Origin of the sequence: Flavonifractor sp. An9 (assembly GCF_002161245.1) — a bacterium.
GTDB lineage: Bacteria > Bacillota > Clostridia > Oscillospirales > Oscillospiraceae > Flavonifractor > Flavonifractor avicola.
Genome location: NZ_NFHC01000011.1, coordinates 61,155 through 76,605, shown reverse-complemented (window position 1 = coordinate 76,605; position 15,451 = coordinate 61,155). Strand labels below are relative to the sequence as shown.

General features: G+C 55.2%; 17 protein-coding genes and 6 tRNA genes. 20 read left to right on the top strand and 3 right to left on the bottom strand.

Annotated features, from left to right (window positions below):
- The first annotated feature begins 93 nt into the window (after window positions 1-93).
- From B5G40_RS16870 to B5G40_RS08875, 8 genes are all read left to right on the top strand, one after another.
- Window positions 94-258, top strand: coding sequence for a hypothetical protein (locus tag B5G40_RS16870; protein WP_158099506.1), 165 nt, complete (start codon window positions 94-96; stop codon window positions 256-258).
- A complete protein-coding gene (ssb, locus tag B5G40_RS08900; protein ID WP_087399380.1) occupies window positions 248-622 on the top strand; it encodes a single-stranded DNA-binding protein in 375 nt (124 codons plus the stop codon). The genes B5G40_RS16870 and ssb overlap by 11 nt, the downstream gene beginning before the upstream one ends.
- 154 nt (window positions 623-776) lie before the next feature.
- Window positions 777-1,340: a hypothetical protein gene (locus B5G40_RS08895; RefSeq protein WP_143383394.1), complete on the top strand. Its 564-nt coding sequence runs from the start codon at window positions 777-779 to the stop codon at window positions 1,338-1,340.
- Window positions 1,340-1,741, top strand: coding sequence for a hypothetical protein (locus B5G40_RS08890; protein ID WP_087399378.1), 402 nt, complete (start codon window positions 1,340-1,342; stop codon window positions 1,739-1,741). The genes B5G40_RS08895 and B5G40_RS08890 overlap by 1 nt, the downstream gene beginning before the upstream one ends.
- Before the next feature lie 8 nt (window positions 1,742-1,749).
- Complete coding sequence (locus B5G40_RS16865; protein ID WP_158099505.1) at window positions 1,750-1,896, top strand: hypothetical protein; 147 nt, start codon at window positions 1,750-1,752, stop codon at window positions 1,894-1,896.
- A 384-nt stretch (window positions 1,897-2,280) separates the two neighbouring features.
- Window positions 2,281-3,621, top strand: a complete 1,341-nt coding sequence (locus B5G40_RS08885) for an N-acetylmuramoyl-L-alanine amidase (protein ID WP_158099504.1) — start codon at window positions 2,281-2,283, stop codon at window positions 3,619-3,621.
- A gap of 14 nt (window positions 3,622-3,635) precedes the next feature.
- Window positions 3,636-4,340 carry a hypothetical protein gene (locus B5G40_RS08880; RefSeq protein WP_087399376.1) on the top strand — a complete coding sequence of 235 codons (705 nt, stop codon included), beginning with the start codon at window positions 3,636-3,638 and terminating at the stop codon, window positions 4,338-4,340.
- Window positions 4,341-4,454: 114 nt separating this feature from the next.
- Window positions 4,455-4,919, top strand: coding sequence for a phage holin family protein (locus B5G40_RS08875; protein ID WP_087399396.1), 465 nt, complete (start codon window positions 4,455-4,457; stop codon window positions 4,917-4,919).
- A 264-nt stretch (window positions 4,920-5,183) separates the two neighbouring features.
- Here the strand turns inward: B5G40_RS08875 and B5G40_RS08870 are convergent.
- Window positions 5,184-5,257, bottom strand: a tRNA-Gly gene (locus B5G40_RS08870).
- Window positions 5,258-5,450: 193 nt separating this feature from the next.
- Between B5G40_RS08870 and B5G40_RS08865 the strand changes: the two genes are divergently transcribed.
- Window positions 5,451-6,086 carry a TetR/AcrR family transcriptional regulator gene (locus B5G40_RS08865; protein ID WP_087399375.1) on the top strand — a complete coding sequence of 212 codons (636 nt, stop codon included), beginning with the start codon at window positions 5,451-5,453 and terminating at the stop codon, window positions 6,084-6,086.
- 53 nt (window positions 6,087-6,139) lie between these two features.
- Here the strand turns inward: B5G40_RS08865 and B5G40_RS08860 are convergent, their stop codons facing one another.
- Complete coding sequence (locus tag B5G40_RS08860) at window positions 6,140-7,414, bottom strand: adenylosuccinate synthase (RefSeq protein ID WP_087189094.1); 1,275 nt, start codon at window positions 7,412-7,414, stop codon at window positions 6,140-6,142.
- Window positions 7,415-7,707: 293 nt separating this feature from the next.
- Here B5G40_RS08860 and B5G40_RS08855 point away from each other — a divergent pair, with 293 nt between their 5' ends.
- From B5G40_RS08855 to B5G40_RS08805, 11 genes are all read left to right on the top strand, one after another.
- A complete protein-coding gene (locus B5G40_RS08855; RefSeq protein ID WP_087189093.1) occupies window positions 7,708-8,016 on the top strand; it encodes a YerC/YecD family TrpR-related protein in 309 nt (102 codons plus the stop codon).
- Window positions 8,006-8,752, top strand: a complete 747-nt coding sequence (locus B5G40_RS08850; protein ID WP_087326768.1) for a class I SAM-dependent DNA methyltransferase — start codon at window positions 8,006-8,008, stop codon at window positions 8,750-8,752. The genes B5G40_RS08855 and B5G40_RS08850 overlap by 11 nt, the downstream gene beginning before the upstream one ends.
- A gap of 4 nt (window positions 8,753-8,756) precedes the next feature.
- Window positions 8,757-9,635: an Hsp33 family molecular chaperone HslO gene (gene hslO / locus B5G40_RS08845; protein ID WP_087399374.1), complete on the top strand. Its 879-nt coding sequence runs from the start codon at window positions 8,757-8,759 to the stop codon at window positions 9,633-9,635.
- Window positions 9,636-9,740: 105 nt separating this feature from the next.
- Window positions 9,741-9,816: transfer RNA gene (locus tag B5G40_RS08840), tRNA-Val, on the top strand.
- A gap of 36 nt (window positions 9,817-9,852) precedes the next feature.
- Window positions 9,853-9,929, top strand: a tRNA-Asp gene (locus B5G40_RS08835).
- 3 nt (window positions 9,930-9,932) lie between these two features.
- A tRNA-Phe gene (locus B5G40_RS08830) sits at window positions 9,933-10,008 on the top strand.
- Between the two features lie 92 nt (window positions 10,009-10,100).
- Window positions 10,101-10,176: transfer RNA gene (locus tag B5G40_RS08825), tRNA-Gly, on the top strand.
- A 41-nt stretch (window positions 10,177-10,217) separates the two neighbouring features.
- Window positions 10,218-10,291 (top strand) — tRNA-Cys (locus B5G40_RS08820).
- A gap of 449 nt (window positions 10,292-10,740) precedes the next feature.
- A complete protein-coding gene (locus B5G40_RS08815; RefSeq protein ID WP_158099503.1) occupies window positions 10,741-11,718 on the top strand; it encodes a transglutaminase domain-containing protein in 978 nt (325 codons plus the stop codon).
- Window positions 11,719-11,772: 54 nt separating this feature from the next.
- The gene (locus tag B5G40_RS08810; RefSeq protein ID WP_087399372.1) at window positions 11,773-13,566 is read left to right on the top strand and encodes a hypothetical protein; all 1,794 of its coding nucleotides are present in this window, start codon (window positions 11,773-11,775) and stop codon (window positions 13,564-13,566) included.
- A 95-nt stretch (window positions 13,567-13,661) separates the two neighbouring features.
- The gene (locus B5G40_RS08805) at window positions 13,662-14,141 is read left to right on the top strand and encodes a GNAT family N-acetyltransferase (RefSeq protein WP_158094699.1); all 480 of its coding nucleotides are present in this window, start codon (window positions 13,662-13,664) and stop codon (window positions 14,139-14,141) included.
- A gap of 51 nt (window positions 14,142-14,192) precedes the next feature.
- Here B5G40_RS08805 and purD read toward each other — a convergent pair whose 3' ends face one another.
- A complete protein-coding gene (purD, locus tag B5G40_RS08800; RefSeq protein WP_087399371.1) occupies window positions 14,193-15,449 on the bottom strand; it encodes a phosphoribosylamine--glycine ligase in 1,257 nt (418 codons plus the stop codon).
- Between the last annotated feature and the right edge of the window lie 2 nt (window positions 15,450-15,451).

The following is a 15,451-nucleotide window of genomic DNA, read 5'->3' as shown; positions in this document are numbered from 1 at the left end:
CGAAATACGGCATGATTCCGCACTTTTACACCTGCACAGTGCTTAAAAAAGAGAGGCAGGAGTGGGCGGCGGCAAAAAGACTGGAGGGATACCATGAATGAGCCTATTGCCCTGTACCTCCAGAACAAGGAGGACCGGGAAGCCGTGGCGCTTGCCCTTTACCGGGCTGGCTACACGGTACAGGAACGCAAGCGCAAGGACGGCGGTAAAACCGTCGTCTATCTCGAATATTGGAAGGATGGTCCAAGTGCTCAATAAAGTATTCATCATGGGCCGCATGGTCCGTGACCCAGAACTCAGACACACCCAGTCCGGCACTGCTGTGGCGTCTTTTACGCTGGCCGTTGACCGGGACTTCAAGGACAAGCAGACCGGAGAGCGCACCACCGATTTCATTGATGTAGTGGCTTGGCGCGGTACAGCGGAGTTCGTCTCCCGCTTCTTCGCAAAGGGCCGGATGGCTGTGGTGGTCGGCTCCCTCCAGATCCGCGATTGGACGGACAAGGAGGGCAACAAGCGCCGCACGGCGGAGGTGATTGCGGAAAGCGTGTACTTTGGTGACTCGAGGAAGGACGGCGACGGCGGCGCTTATGCGCCCTCCGCGGCCCCTGCCAGACGGTGATGCTTACGGAATCGGCATTTTAGCGCCTTATGACATTTACATTTGGAACGCTGTAAAAAAGGAGTGGAAGAACAACGGCCCTATTCAGGGCCCCGCCGGTCCTCAGGGCGAGAGCGGCTCAGACGGCAAGGCGGCCACCGTCCGCGTCGGCGCTGTGACCACTGGTGAACCCGGAAGTCAGGCCGCCGTAAGCAACGGCGGCACAGAGTCCGACGCTGTGTTTAATTTCACAATTCCCCGTGGCGCAGATGGTCGTGATGGCGCAGAAGGACCCGCCGGTGCGGATGGAAAAAGTGCCTATCAATCCGCAAAAGAGCAGGGCTACACCGGAACTGAGGCGGAGTTTTATGCTGCACTGGTGAGCCTGAAAGATGGGCCGTTTTTGCCGCTGTCTGGTGGTACTTTAAGCGGAAATCTTAGGACTAATGCTGAAATTATTGTCGGAGTCAACAAACCCGCTTTTACGTTTGAAGGAGACGGAATGCCCCTAAAAGTTTGGGCTTCCAATGTCGGCGGAGAAGCCTTAATTAAGTTTGGAGGAACGAGCGATAGTTCTGGTGGTGTGTTTGCAATATTGGAAGAAGGCATCACAAGTGCAGAATCTGCTTCGTGGTACTCCCCAAATAATCCAACTTCTCTTGTGACAAAGAAATATGTGGACGAACTTGTAGGCAACATTAACACCGTTCTTGACACCATCAACGGGGAGGTAATCTAATGGGAACAATTGCCGACAAGCTGGCAAAGCTAAATACCACAAAAGAGGAGCTGAAAGCCGCCCTTGCGGAAAAGGGACAGACCGTCGGGGACGTGTTCAGCACATACCCGGCGGCGGTGAGAGCGATTGAGACGGGGCCTAAATCTGCAAATATTAGTGCTGATTTCTACGGAAATATTGATGGTGAATACATTACTTACATAGGAGCAGACCAGAAACTTATGGAAAATATCCCGTTGTCTTCCGTATACTCCATCAACGTAATAAATCCATCTTTTATTTATTTTAGTATGAGTGACACAAGTACCATGAGAATATCAGGAAATATAAAACGTATGACCGGAATATCTAATAGCCTCTTTTTTGTCAGTGGTCATTGTTCAATTTCTTATGAGGGGTAAGGTGAATCATGAAACGAATCATTGACATTTCTTTCCCGTCCATTGACTCTGTGGAAGTGTTTCTCAACAAGTTCCGGTATTCCATTGCCCAGGTAGCCGCCCAGGCCCAGGCCAGACCGCAAGGTCTATGTGGTCACTGGCGGGACCACCGCTGAGAATTGAAAGGAGACATAGTATAAAAAAGCCGCCCCGAAGGGCGGCGAAAATTGACAAAACGTGGCGCGTGACGGTATAATGAACACGGCGCTGTTGCATAACGGCGGTTAGCCACTTCCCTGAGAAGGGAGGTGATGCTTATGGGACGGAAGGTTTTCCGGTACATCATGTGCATCATCTGGGTACTTGCCCTGATGATCTGCATATCCCCAAAAGCGTGTTAGCCGCCCGGCTGGCTCCCGGACGGCTAACTTTGATTTAGTCTCTGGCTCGGGCTAACCGTCATACAACAGCGCCCTTTCTGTTTTCATTATACCATGCGGCCCCGTTTTGTCAAGGACAGACAAGACGGGGCCTTTTGCGCCCCGCAGAAAGGAGGGCTTATGAGCAAACAGAGCGTGTCCATCCCACTGCATGAAATATCCCGTCTGGCCATTGTGGTAACCAACTGCCGCAAGACCATGTCCCAGGTCAAGACGGAAACCGGCGCAGACTACATCCTCAACGGCGGTATGTGGAACCCGGACGGTTCTCCCTGCGTAGGGCTGAAGGCGGACGGCAGGCTGCTGTCCAAAACCCCTTGGGGCAACGTCCACGGCTACGGATGGACGGGCACGGACATCCACATGACCCTGGACTGGCGCGGCTGCGCCACATATCTGGCGGTGTCACCCATCATCAAGGACGGTATAAAGTACCCGCAAAAGACCTATGACAAGGCCCAGGACGGCGTGCGCGGGCGGTCTGCCATTGGCCTGACCAAAGACGCCCTGGTTCTGTATTGCTCCGGCGATAAGACTGCTGATGAAAGCAGCCCAGAAGAACTGACCCGCGAACTGCTTGCACTTGGCTGCAATTCGGCTATGATGCTGGACGGTGGCGGCTCGTCCCAGTGTAACTTTGCCGGTAAGCAGATCAAATCCGCCCGCAAGGTCCACAACTGGATCTGTGTTTGGACAAAAAAGACGGCGGAGACGCCGCCGGACAAGGAGGAAAAACCTGTGAGCAAGCCTATTGTATGTTTGGACCCCGGTCACGGCCCTGGGTGCGTCAATGGCTCCCCGGACGGGACCTACAAAGAATGTGACTTTACCTGGGATATGTATACCCGCCTGCGGCCCCTGCTGGAGGCCCAGGGAATTACGGTGGTAGGCACCCGGGAAAAGGAGAGCGACTATCCCAGTCTCAGCGCCCGGGCGTCCGTAAGCAACCGGGCGGGGGCCGACCTGTTTGTTTCCCTCCACTCCAACGCCGCCGGTAGCTCTGCCCGGGGCTTTGTGGCCTTCACCTCCGCGCCTCCGGAGACGGCAGCCCGGAACAAGCTGGCGGCTGCCATTATCAACCGTATCCACGCCGCCGGTGTGGTGCTGTGGGGGAGCGGCCTGGCCCATGAGCTGTACACGGTGCTGGCCTCCACCACCGCCCCGGCGGTGCTGCTGGAGTACGGATTCCACACCAACGCTCAGGACCTGGCCCTGCTGAAGGACGCCGCCTACCGGGACAAGCTGGCCCAGGCCACCTGCGCCGGGATCTGCGACTATCTGGGGCTGGAGGTCAAGGAGCCGGACCAGGAGAGCGGGCAGCCTAATGAGCCGGACGGCTGGGCCAAGGAGGCGTGGAGCAAGGCCGTGGCCGCCGGGATCTTCGACGGCACCCGGCCCCGGGACGGGCTGACCCGTCAGGAGGCTGCCGTGGTGCTGGACCGGCTGGGGCTGCTGAAATAAGGAGGAAAGCCACTATGCCCACCATCAATGAAGTAATTGAGCGCGTCGAGCGCATCAAGCCGGTAGCAAATGTTAATGCCATTGCCGTCGAGACCGACAACACGGCGCTCATGTATGAAATGGCAAAAGCCGGGTACAACCTTTCCAACACCACCAACAAGTCTAGGTTTTTGGACATCGCCTTCCGGGCACAGGAGGCCGGAGACACGGAGACCTACAGCCGAATTGCGGAAGATTTGATCTCCTCCGGCACCGTGGTTGACATGGACGAGTTTGAGAAAGCCATGGCGTCCAGGCTAAAGAAAACAGAGGCTTTTGCGAAGGCCCAGGCGTCTACTCAGGAGGAACTTCAGAAGAAGATCGAAAGCACATCCATTTACAGCAGATTTGACAGCAAAACCAAGGAAAAGGCCGCGGAAAAGATTGAAGCCTATGCCTATGCCAAGCAGATGGGAGAGGAAAACCCTGATTTCGATCTTCCTGACAGCTATAACTGGGTGGAAAAGGCGGACGCCGGTGCATCCGTTGGCCTGACTGCTGATGAATACATCCTCTTTGACCTTGCTTACAGTATGCTCAAATCCGACGAAAAGGAAGGCGGTCAGACCAAGCAGGAAAAGGCGATTGACCTGCTGGAGGATATGGACCTCAGCAATTCTGAACGGTCCTACCTGTTTGGAACCAAGTATGAGTCCGACAAGAACAATCCATGGAAGTAAAGCAATGGGGCCTTTCGGCCCCATTGTTATCTCTTAAAAAAGTTTGTAATGCTATACTCATATAAGGAACAAGGTTGTTTATACTTTACAAACTTCAAAAGGGATGTGAAAAAGATGGAGACCATAAATTCTATTAAAATTACGATCTCTGCCATTTGTGCCGCTCTCACCGCCCTGTGGGGGTGGTTTGGATGGGTGGTGGTAGCCTGGATCGTGTTTATGCTTATCGACTACGCCACCGGTTCTGCGGCAGCCCTGCGGGCGGGGGAGTGGTCCAGCAAGACCGCCCGGGACGGGATCTGGCATAAGCTGGGCAGCGTGGCGGCCGTCATCGTAGCGGCCATCCTGGATACGGTCATTGGCCACCTACTGAGCAACGTGCCTGGGGTTGAGTTGCCTTTCACCTACACGGTACTCCTCTGTCCACTGGTGTTAGTGTGGTACATCCTTACCGAGGCCGGCAGCATCATTGAAAATGCAGGCGCCCTGGGTGCGAAGATCCCCGGCTTCCTTCGTAAGGCCATTGAAGCCCTGAATGATAAGGTAGAAAGCGCCGGGGATATAGACAATGATAAATAATCTTCGCCGCAGGCAATGTCCGCCGGTCCGGTAGCCAGGTTTCTGGAGCAGCTACCACTGATTTTTTACATGATGTGTGATTTGTATGGATATGCAAATCACAAACTGCTCTTTATCGCCTGAAGGCAGAACTTTTGTAACACCACCTTTAGCACCACCCGGATATGCAAAAACGGGCGTTTTTAAGCATATTGGACGCCGGGTATGGACAAATAAAAAGCCCTGAAAGCATTGAAAAATCAATACTTTCAGGGCTTTCTTGCTTGGAGCAGGTAAAGGGAATCGAACCCTCATATTCAGCTTGGGAAGCTGACGTTCTGCCACTGAACTATACCTGCATGGGCTTATTGACTTAGGCATTATAGCATATGCCCTTATATTTGGCAAGAATTTTTTTGTGACAGCGTTCTCATTCTTTCGCTATGAGCGCTGAAAAATCACAAAAAACCTTGCAATCTATTCCAATCCGTGATATCATTTCTTAAACCAAAGGTATAATAACTGAAAGGGTATGGAAAGGTTGGAAGTACGATGAGCAAAAAACAGGCATTGACTGAATTCCATCGGGGCTCCATCCTGGCCGCTGCCGAGCGGCTGTTTGCGGAAAAGGGCACCGAAAAGACCACCATGGATGACATTGCCCGAGAGGCCGAGTACAGCAAGGCGACTTTGTATGTCTATTTTCAGAGCAAGGAGGAGATTATCAACGCAATCCTCCTCAGTGGGATGGTGCTGCTGAAGAAGAAGCTGCATGAGGCCATTGAGAGCCACAGTGATTGGTTCCAGGCCTATGACGCGGTGTGCCAGGCGATCGTGCGTTTCTATGATGAAAATCCCACTGCCTACGATGCCGCCACTGGTTCTATCCCCCTGTCTCAGGATGGCGACACCCTCCAGAAGGGGGTGTCCGATATCCTGCGGGTCAGCGATGAGATTGAACAGGAACTGGCTGATTTCCTGGTACGGGGTGCAGCGGACGGCGCGGTGCGTTCTCAGCTGCCTCCCATGGAGACCGTTCTCCTGTTCTGGTCTGCTCTCTCCGGTATGGTACATACCGCTGAGCAGAGGGAGAATTACATCCAGCGCACCTTGGGCCTGACCCGGGAGGAGTATCTCCAGCACGGCGCCCGGCTGCTGCTGGCCTCCCTGACCAAAGCGAATATGTAAGTATTGTATACAGTATGAACCCGGTCCGGATTTCCGGACCGGGTTCTCTGTTTTTATCGATAGCAGATCTCGTGGCGCTTGGGGCCGGTGGAGACGATGGTGATGGGGCACTCGATCTCCTTCTCCAGGAAGGTCACATAATCCTTGGCCTGCTGGGGCAGGGCATCAAAGTCGGTAACGCCCCGGATATCGCACTTCCAGCCGGGCAGAGTGGTATAGACCGGCTTGGCCTGATCCAGCAGGGCGGGTACCGGGAAGTCCCGGGTCACTTTACCGTTGATCTCGTAGCCAGTACATACCTTGATCTCATCCAGATAGCCCAGACAGTCAATGGCGGTGAGAGCCACCTGAGTGGTACCCTGCACCATGCAGCCGTACCGGGTAGCCACGGCATCAAACCAGCCCACCCGGCGGGGACGACCGGTGGTAGCGCCGTACTCGCCGGCGTCACCGCCCCGGCGGCGCAGCTCCTCGGCCTCATCCCCGAAGAGTTCGCTGACGAAAGCGCCGGCGCCCACGGCGGAAGAATAGGCCTTGGTTACAGTCACGATGTCGGAAAATGCCGTGGGAGGTACTCCGCCGCCCACAGTACCGAAGCCGGCCAGCGTGTGGGAGGAGGTGGTCATGGGGCAGATACCCAGGTTGGGATCCTTCATGGAGCCCAGCTGACCCTCCAGCAGCACCTGCTTGCCCTCCTTCAGGGCCTGGTGCACAAAGCTGACCGCGTCGCCCACGTAAGGCTCCAGGATCTTCTTATAGCCCATCAGTTCCTCAAACAGATCCTTGGGGTCCAGAAGAGGCTTATGATACAGATGCTCCAGAAGAACGTTTTTCAGGGCACAGATATGTTCCAGCTGAGCCTTGAGCCGGTCCTCATACCACAGATCGGCCACCTGAATACCGATTTTGGCATACTTGTCGGAATAGAAAGGAGCGATACCGGACTTGGTGGAGCCGAAGGCGGCGCCGGCCAGGCGCTCCTCCTCGCAGCTGTCCAGCAGCACATGGTAGCTCATCAGCAACTGAGTCCGCTGATCCACGATAATGTGGGGGGCAGGTACGCCGCCGTCCTCCAGATGCTTGAGCTCAGCGGCAAATTTTGTTACATCCAGGGCCACACCATTGCCGATGATGTTGGTGGTGTGGGAGTAGAATACGCCGGAAGGCAGCTGATGCAGAGCGAATTTACCATAATCGCAGATAATGGTATGGCCTGCGTTGGCGCCTCCCTGGAAGCGGATGACTACATCGGACTTCTCCGCCAGCAGATCGGTGATCTTGCCCTTGCCTTCGTCGCCCCAGTTGGCGCCTACAATTGCTTTCACCATATTGGATTCCTCCTGCCGCGGGGATTCGCGCATTGGCCTTTTCCCGTCGGCAATCCATGGGGATATCATTCCCCACGCGGTATTATAGTACGCTTTCTCCCTTGAATCAAGGCAAAAAAAGAGAAAAAATGTCATAAAATGATTGCCATCACCTTCCAGAACACCGCGTTTTGTTGGAAAAGCAAAAAAAGAGGTTTACTTCCACACTTCACTTTGATAAAATAAGAGAAACGGGCGGCTAGGAAGCTGCCCGCCGGTTTCCGAAAGAGAATCATCAGGAGGTCAAACACTCTATGACGAAAAACGAAAAGCGGGAACACAGTGATCTGCTGTATGAAGCGATCCTCACCCTGAAGGACCTGGACGAGTGCCGGAAGTTCTTTTCCGACCTCTGTACGGTGGCGGAACTGCGGGCCATGGAACAGCGTTTTGAAGTGGCAATGCTGTTGTCCGAGGGCATGATCTACAATGACATTCTGGAGCGCACCGGCGCTTCCAGTGCCACCATCAGCCGGGTGAACCGGTCTTTGCAGTACGGTGCCGACGGCTATCAGGCCGTGCTGCCCCGGATCAAGGAGAAGCAGAGCGGCAATGGCGTATGAATATCTGGCCGGCTGTTATGACCGTTTTACAGCCGACGTTCCTTACGCCGCTTGGGCCGACTACCTGGAGAAGCACTTTGCCCGCAGTAAGCTGCCCATCCATACTGTGCTGGATCTGGCCTGCGGTACTGGTACCCTGACCTGTGAGCTGGCCCAGCGGGGGTACGAGATGATCGGCGCCGACCTGTCAGAGGAGATGCTGGCCCAGGCAGCCGAGAAGGCCCGGGACGTGGAGGGGATTCCTCCTATCTTTCTGCACCAGGCCATGGAGAAGTTGGACCTGTATGGTACCATCGATGCCTGTGTCTGTTGTCTGGACAGTGTAAACTATGTTACCCAGCCCAAAAAACTGGCGCGGGCCTTTCAGCGGGTCCATACCTTTTTGATGCCGGGAGGACTGTTTCTCTTTGACATCAATACCCCGGACAAGCTGAAGGGGCTGGACGGTCAGCTTTTTATGGATGAGGATGAGGAAGCCTGCTGTATCTGGCGGGCGGAATACTCGCCCCGCCGGCGTATCTGTACCTACGGCTTCGATATCTTCTGCCGGGAGGAGAATGGACTGTGGAGCCGGATGGAGGAGGTCCATGAGGAATACGCCTATGAGCCGGAAGAGCTGGAGCAGATGCTGCGCCAGGCCGGTTTTCGGCAGATTAAGCAATATGGCGAACTGAAGATGCGCCGCCCCGGACCGGGGGAACAGCGCATCTTTTTCGCCGCACGAAAGGAATTTTAAACGTATGTCAGATTCGATCATTCGCGTTCTGGCCAAGGACGCTCCCGTCAAGGCCTCGGCCATTTCCGCCCGGGCCATGGTGGACCGGGCCAGACAGATCCATAAGACCCTGCCGGTGGCTACTGCGGCTCTGGGCCGCTCCCTGATGGCCGCCTCCATGATGGGCAACCAACTGAAGGAGGAAAACGGCTCTGTCACCCTGCGGATCAAGGGCGACGGACCTCTGGGGGGCATCACTGTGGTGTCCGACAGCGCCGGCAATGCACGGGGCTATGTGGTCAACCCCCTGGTTGACCTGCCTTTGAAAGGCCCTGCCAAGCTGGATGTGGGTTCTGCTGTGGGCAAGGACGGCTCTCTTACCGTCATCAAGGACATGAACATGAAGGAGCCCTATGTGGGTACCATCCCTCTGGTATCCGGTGAGATCGCCGAGGACATCACTTCTTATTTTGCGGAAAGTGAGCAGATCCCTTCCGCCTGCGCCCTGGGTGTGCTGGTGGACGTGGATCAGAGTGTACTGTGCGCCGGTGGTTATCTGATTCAGCTGCTGCCTGGTGCAGACGACAGCGTTATTACTGCTATTGAAGAGGGCATTGCCAAGGTGGGCCCCGTTACCGAGGCTATGCGCAACGGTGAGAGTGCCCGCAGCCTGGTGGAGCGTGTTCTGTCTGCCTTTGACCTGGAGGTCCTCAGTGAGGAGCCGGTGGAGTACCGCTGCTATTGCAGCCGTGAGCGGGTGACCCGCGCCCTCATCAGTATGGGCCGGGAAGAACTGGAGTCTCTCATCAAAGATCAGGGCAAAGCGGAGCTCACCTGCCAGTTTTGCGACAAGGTTTATGACTTTACAGGCGAGGAATTGCAAGGCCTTCTGAATTCGATTTGATTTTTTGAAAAAAATCGAAAAAAGTTGTTGACAACTGGGGGTCGTTCTTGTATAATAACTTTCGTCGCTTGGCCCGACAGCCAAACGAAAGCGAAAGAAGAACGAGGGAGCATAGCTCAGCTGGGAGAGCGCATGCCTTACAAGCATGATGTCACAGGTTCGAGCCCTGTTGTTCCCACCACTCCCTTTCTGGGAGCTCCCGTACCCCCTACCGTCTGGCGCGGTAGTTCAGTTGGTTAGAACGCCGGCCTGTCACGCCGGAGGTCGAGGGTTCAAGTCCCTTCCGCGTCGCCATTCGCCTCTGTAGCTCAGTTGGTAGAGCAGGGGACTGAAAATCCCCGTGTCGCTGGTTCGATTCCGGCCGGAGGCACCACCGTTCCTGGTGGATACCGCAAGGTATCCACCAGGGGCACCTTCAAAATTCAGGCATATGTGTTTCATTCTTTTCATAGGATGGAAACAGATGCAGGTGTAGCTCATCTGGTAGAGCGCCACCTTGCCAAGGTGGAGGTAGCGAGTTCGAGCCTCGTCACCTGCTCCAAAAATGATAAAAGGAAGGTCCGCCCTTCCTTTTATCCATATGGCGACATAGCCAAGTGGTAAGGCAGAGCTCTGCAAAAGCTCCACCCCCAGTTCGAATCTGGGTGTCGCCTCCAAAAACCGACTATCGAAAGATAGTCGGTTTTCTTTTTGATTTCTTGAGCAATCAAAATGTTTGGCGTAAATGCGCCGCTCACTGCTTGGGCTGCTAGTCTTAGTTTGCATCTATATTGTTTGGACAAGAAGAGAACCGGTTATCGGAAGGTAACCGGTTTTCTTCTTTGTATATACTGGAAAATATCATATGATATGGTATAATGAAAAAATGTAGAACAACAGTATGGTGGAGAGGGGAAGTGTGGACATGAAGAAAAAGAGAAGATCAAAGAGACGCAGGCGGAGTGCCTCCGGTGTGTTGCTGCTGATTGTTTTGCTTTTGGTGGCAGGCATAGGTGTTGTGCTGGCGCGTATGCTGCTCTCGCCAAAGGAGGGGCCTGCAGCAGTCTCTCCGATTGAAACAGAATTACCCTTACCTCAGGTCACGACAAGTCTTCAGACGCCGTCTGTGGTCGTTACAGAGCGCCCTGAGAAGGAAGATCCGGAGAGTATCCTCTACCAATATCTCTATGAGCAGGTAGACGGGCAGCAGCAGGTAGTGAACTTTACAGCGGAAGATATGAGTATGGAGCAAATCGGGCAAGTGCTGGAACAGCTCCAGCGTCAGCCGGAATTCTTCTGGTTGGAAGGCTACGAATTGGTTGGCAGCGGTACAGAGTACCAGGTGAAGTTTGACTGGAAATATACGGATTTGACTACCCGACGGGAACAGGTGGAGCAGGCGGCAGCCCAGGCGCTGGCTGCGATCCCGAAAGGGGCGGGAGACTATGAGACTGCCTTGAGCCTGCATGACTGGCTGTGTGATCACATTGTATATCAGAGCAGCAGCGACGGCAGCGATCAGGACCTGTACGGTGCGTTGGTAAATGGGCGGTGTGTGTGTTCCGGATACAGTCAGGCCTACGTGTACCTCCTGCGCCGGGCCGGCATCCAGGCTGAGACAGTGCGGGGTACTGCTGACAATGGAACAGGTGCCCAGTCCCATGCCTGGACAAAGGTGGTTCTGGATGGGGAGGTATATTATACCGACGTGACATGGGACGACCAGGAGACCCATCCGGATGGACATACTTACAGCTGGTTTGCAGTTACCAGTGAGCGTATGGCGTCTACCCATTTTGCGGAGCCGGAGCGAGGCGCGGAGATGACGCCCAGTTCCGCGGTGGCGTGCAATTACCACTACCGCAACGGCTGGGTGCTGGAGCAGTTCAACACAGAAGAACTGGTCCGGATCTTCTCCTCTCAGACTGGCGGAAGCCTTACTGTACTGGCCGCAGATGAGGCGGTATATGCTCAGCTGATGGAGTTGGTACAGGACGGGGAGGCTATGACCGCTGTGCTGGAGCAGGCAGGCTATCCGGTCAGTCAGTATACCTATTTCCACTCAGAAGGTTCGCTGTGTCTGGACCTGTTCCTGGAGGCATGAGCGAGTCTAAAAAGCTGTATGGCGGACAGGCCGCCTCACAGGAAGGAAATTGATATGTGGGCAGATTGTTGTTTTTACCTTTCGGTGCTGCTTCTGGCGGGCAGCCTGATCGCCGCTGTCAGGATATATAGAGCGCCCTATCAGCGGGGGCGGTTTCTGTCGCCGGTCAAGTGCGTCCTGGCCGGGGTATTCCTTGCTGCGGTCCTGCTGTTTCTCCCCCTTCATCTGGAGCAGTTTCCAAAGGATTTTGTGGGAGGGATAAACAGCGTACTGCTGTCCATTCACAGTACCATGAGGCTGTTTGTGCTGGACGGGGAGTTTGACGGTGTACTGGCATTTACCTCCGCTTTACCAGACGGTGTGGTGCGTACCGGGTACTCGGTTGTTGCCGCAGTGCTGTATGTACTGGCTCCCGCTCTTACCTTCGGCTTTGTCCTGTCCTTTTTTAAGAATATTTCCGCTTATCGCTCCTTGCTGTTTCACTATGGGACCGACGTTTATGTTTTTTCCGAACTGAACGAGCAGGCTCTGGTTCTGGCGCGAAGCATCCAGAAGAAGGACAGACGCTGTCTGCTTGTTTTTATGGATGTATTTGAGAACCATGAGGAGTCTATCTTTGAGCTGTGTGAGAAGGCAAGAGAGCTGAAGGCGGTCTGCTTCAAAAAGGACATCGTTGATATCAGCTGGAACGTCCACAGCAAGAGAAGCTGTGTGTCTTTATTTGCGATAGGGGAGAATGAGTCCGAAAATATTGAGCAGTCCATCAAGTTGGTGGAGGCGTATAAAAACCTCCCCAATTTCCGCCTGTATGTTTTCTCCACCAGGGTGGAAAGCGAGGTTTTGTTCCAGACTGCTGTGGATGGCGGAATGCGGGTCCGGAGAGTGAATGTGATCCGGTCTCTGATCAGTCAGACCCTGTACCGGGAAGGCGGTTCTCTGTTTGAGGGGGCCATAGACTGCGGGACCTATAAGCTGATATCGGTGGTACTGATTGGTTTGGGCCGGTATGGCACGGAGATGCTGAAAGCCTTATCCTGGTTTTGTCAAATGGACGGGTATCAGGTAAAAATTCACGTCTTTGACCAAAGAAATGACGCAGAGGAGCGGTTTACCGCGCTGTGTCCGGAATTGATGGCGCCGGAGCGCAACGGAACCGCTACGCCGGGCGAAGCGCAGTATCATATTGTGATCCATGGAGGAATGGATGTGCAGACCGCCCGGTATGCGGACTGCTTTCATGCCATCGGACCAATCAGCCACGTCTTTGTAGCGCTGGGGGATGATGGCCGGAACGTTGAGGCGGCGATCAATGCCAGAATCATGTGTGAACGTCAAGGACAGCATCCTACAATTCAGACCATTGTATATGATCCTTTGAAGAAAAAGGCATTGGAGGGGATCACCGATTACCGGGGTAATCGGTATCGCATTTCCTTCATTGGGGATTTGAATGAATCCTATTCTCAAGAAGTCATTCTGGACTCGGAGTTGGAACAGGCCGCATTGGAGCGGCATCTGAAATGGGGAACAGAGAGCGCCTTTTGGGCATACGAATTTAACTATCGTTCTTCCGTTGCTGCGGCAATCCATTTGAAAATGCGGATCTTATGCGGAATCCCTGGGGCCTCAAAGAAGGAAAGTGAGCTGACTCCAGATGAGCGGAGAACCATTGAGGAGCTGGAGCACAGGCGCTGGAACGCCTATATGCGGTCCGAGGGCTACCGGTTCAGCGGATCTGTCTCACCGGAGAGCAGAAATGATCTGGCAAAGCTCCACCATGATCTGGTCCCCTTTGTGAAGCTCAGCGAGGAGGAGAAACGAAAGGACTCCCGTGTGGGGACGGCCTGAATTGACGCAAGCGTCTTGTCAGCCTCTGAATATCGGCGTATACTGAGAGCGAATTAAGATATCCGCACCGACGGATGAAAAGGAGCGAGAAGATAGTGGAACAAATCTGCATACGCCCCATGGAGGAGAACCAGGTGGCTGAGGTATCGGCCCTCATCGGCCGGGTGTTGCTGGAGGTCAATATTCGGGACTATCCCCGCGAGGCTCTGATGGAGTTTGTAGAGTATTACAACCCAGAAGGTGTGGCTGCCATCCCCAAATCAGGCGGACACAGCTATGTGGCTATGCTGGGGGATGAGCTGCTGGCCTGTGGCTCTGTGGCGCCTATGGAGGACCGGCCGGGGGAGTGCGAGATCAGGGCCCTGTTTGTACGGCCTGACTGGGAAGGCAAGGGTGTGGGCAGAAAATTGGTGCAGACCCTGGAGGCTGACCCGCTGTTCCGGGCTGCCAAGCGTGTGGCGGTTTCCGCTTCTCTGACCTCCCACGAGTTCTATTTGAAACTGGGCTATCGCTACCAGGACGGGATCAAAGTCTGTGAGGATAACGACCATTACTGGATGGAGAAATTCAACTAAGAAAAAGGCCTCCAGCCGGGATTTCCCGGCCGGAGGCCTTTTTTATGGCGTTTATACCCGACCAATGTCAGTGCGGAAGTGCATATCCTGGAAGTGGATGTGCTTGGCGGCGGCGTAAGCGCCGTCGATGGCCTCATCCAGACTGTCGCCCACGGCGGTGACGCCCAGAACACGACCACCATTGGTAACGATATCACCGTTGTCGTCCAGCTTGGTACCGGCGTGGAATACCACGGCGGTCTCGCCGGCCTCCTCCAGGCCGGTAATGGGGTAGCCCTTCTGATAGCTGCCGGGGTAGCCGCCGGAGGCCAGCACAAGGCAGCAGGCCGCGCCGGGCTTCCAGCGGATATCCATCTTGTTGAGCTGGCCCTCACGGCAGGCGGCGAAGATCTCCATCAGGTCGGAGTCCAGCAGGGAGAGGACGGCCTGACACTCGGGATCACCGAAGCGGGCGTTGTACTCCACCACCTTGGGACCCTCGGGAGTAATCATGAGGCCGAAGTAGATGACGCCCTTGAAGGGGCGGCCCTCCGCCTTCAGTGCTGCTACGGTGGGCAGGAAGATGTCCCGCATACACTGGATGGCCACGGCGGCGGTGTAGTTGGGGGAGGGGGAGATAGCGCCCATGCCGCCGGTGTTGGGGCCCTGGTTGCCGTCATAGGCCCGCTTATGGTCCTGAGAGGAGGGCATACACAAAATATGCTCTCCATCGCAGAAGGCCAGCACGGTGACCTCGGGGCCGGTCATGCACTCCTCGATGACGACCTTGGCCCCAGCCTCGCCAAAGCGGTGATCGCTCATCATGGAGCGGACGGCATCCTTGGCCTCCTCCACGGTTTGGGCCACAATGACACCCTTGCCCAGAGCCAGACCGTCAGCCTTGACCACGATAGGGGCGCCCTGAGCTTCCACATAGGCCAGAGCGGCGTCCATGTCGGTAAAGGTCTCATATTTGGCGGTGGGGATGTTGTACTTCTTCATCAGGTTCTTGGAGAAGATCTTGCTGGCCTCAATGATGGCGGCGTCCGCGGTGGGGCCGAAGGCAGGGATACCCGCCGCCTCCATGGCGTCCACCATGCCCAGAGCCAGGGGATCATCGGGGGCTACCACCACAAAATCCATGGCGTGGCTCTTGGCCCACTTCACCATGCCGTCCACGTCGGTGGCGGCGATGGGAACGCACTGGGCGATGGATTCAATGCCGCCGTTGCCGGGGGCGCAGTAGAGCCGGGTGACATGGGGGCTCTGGGACAGCTTCCAGCAGATGGCGTGCTCCCGCCCGCCTCCGCCTACGACTAATACCTTCATGT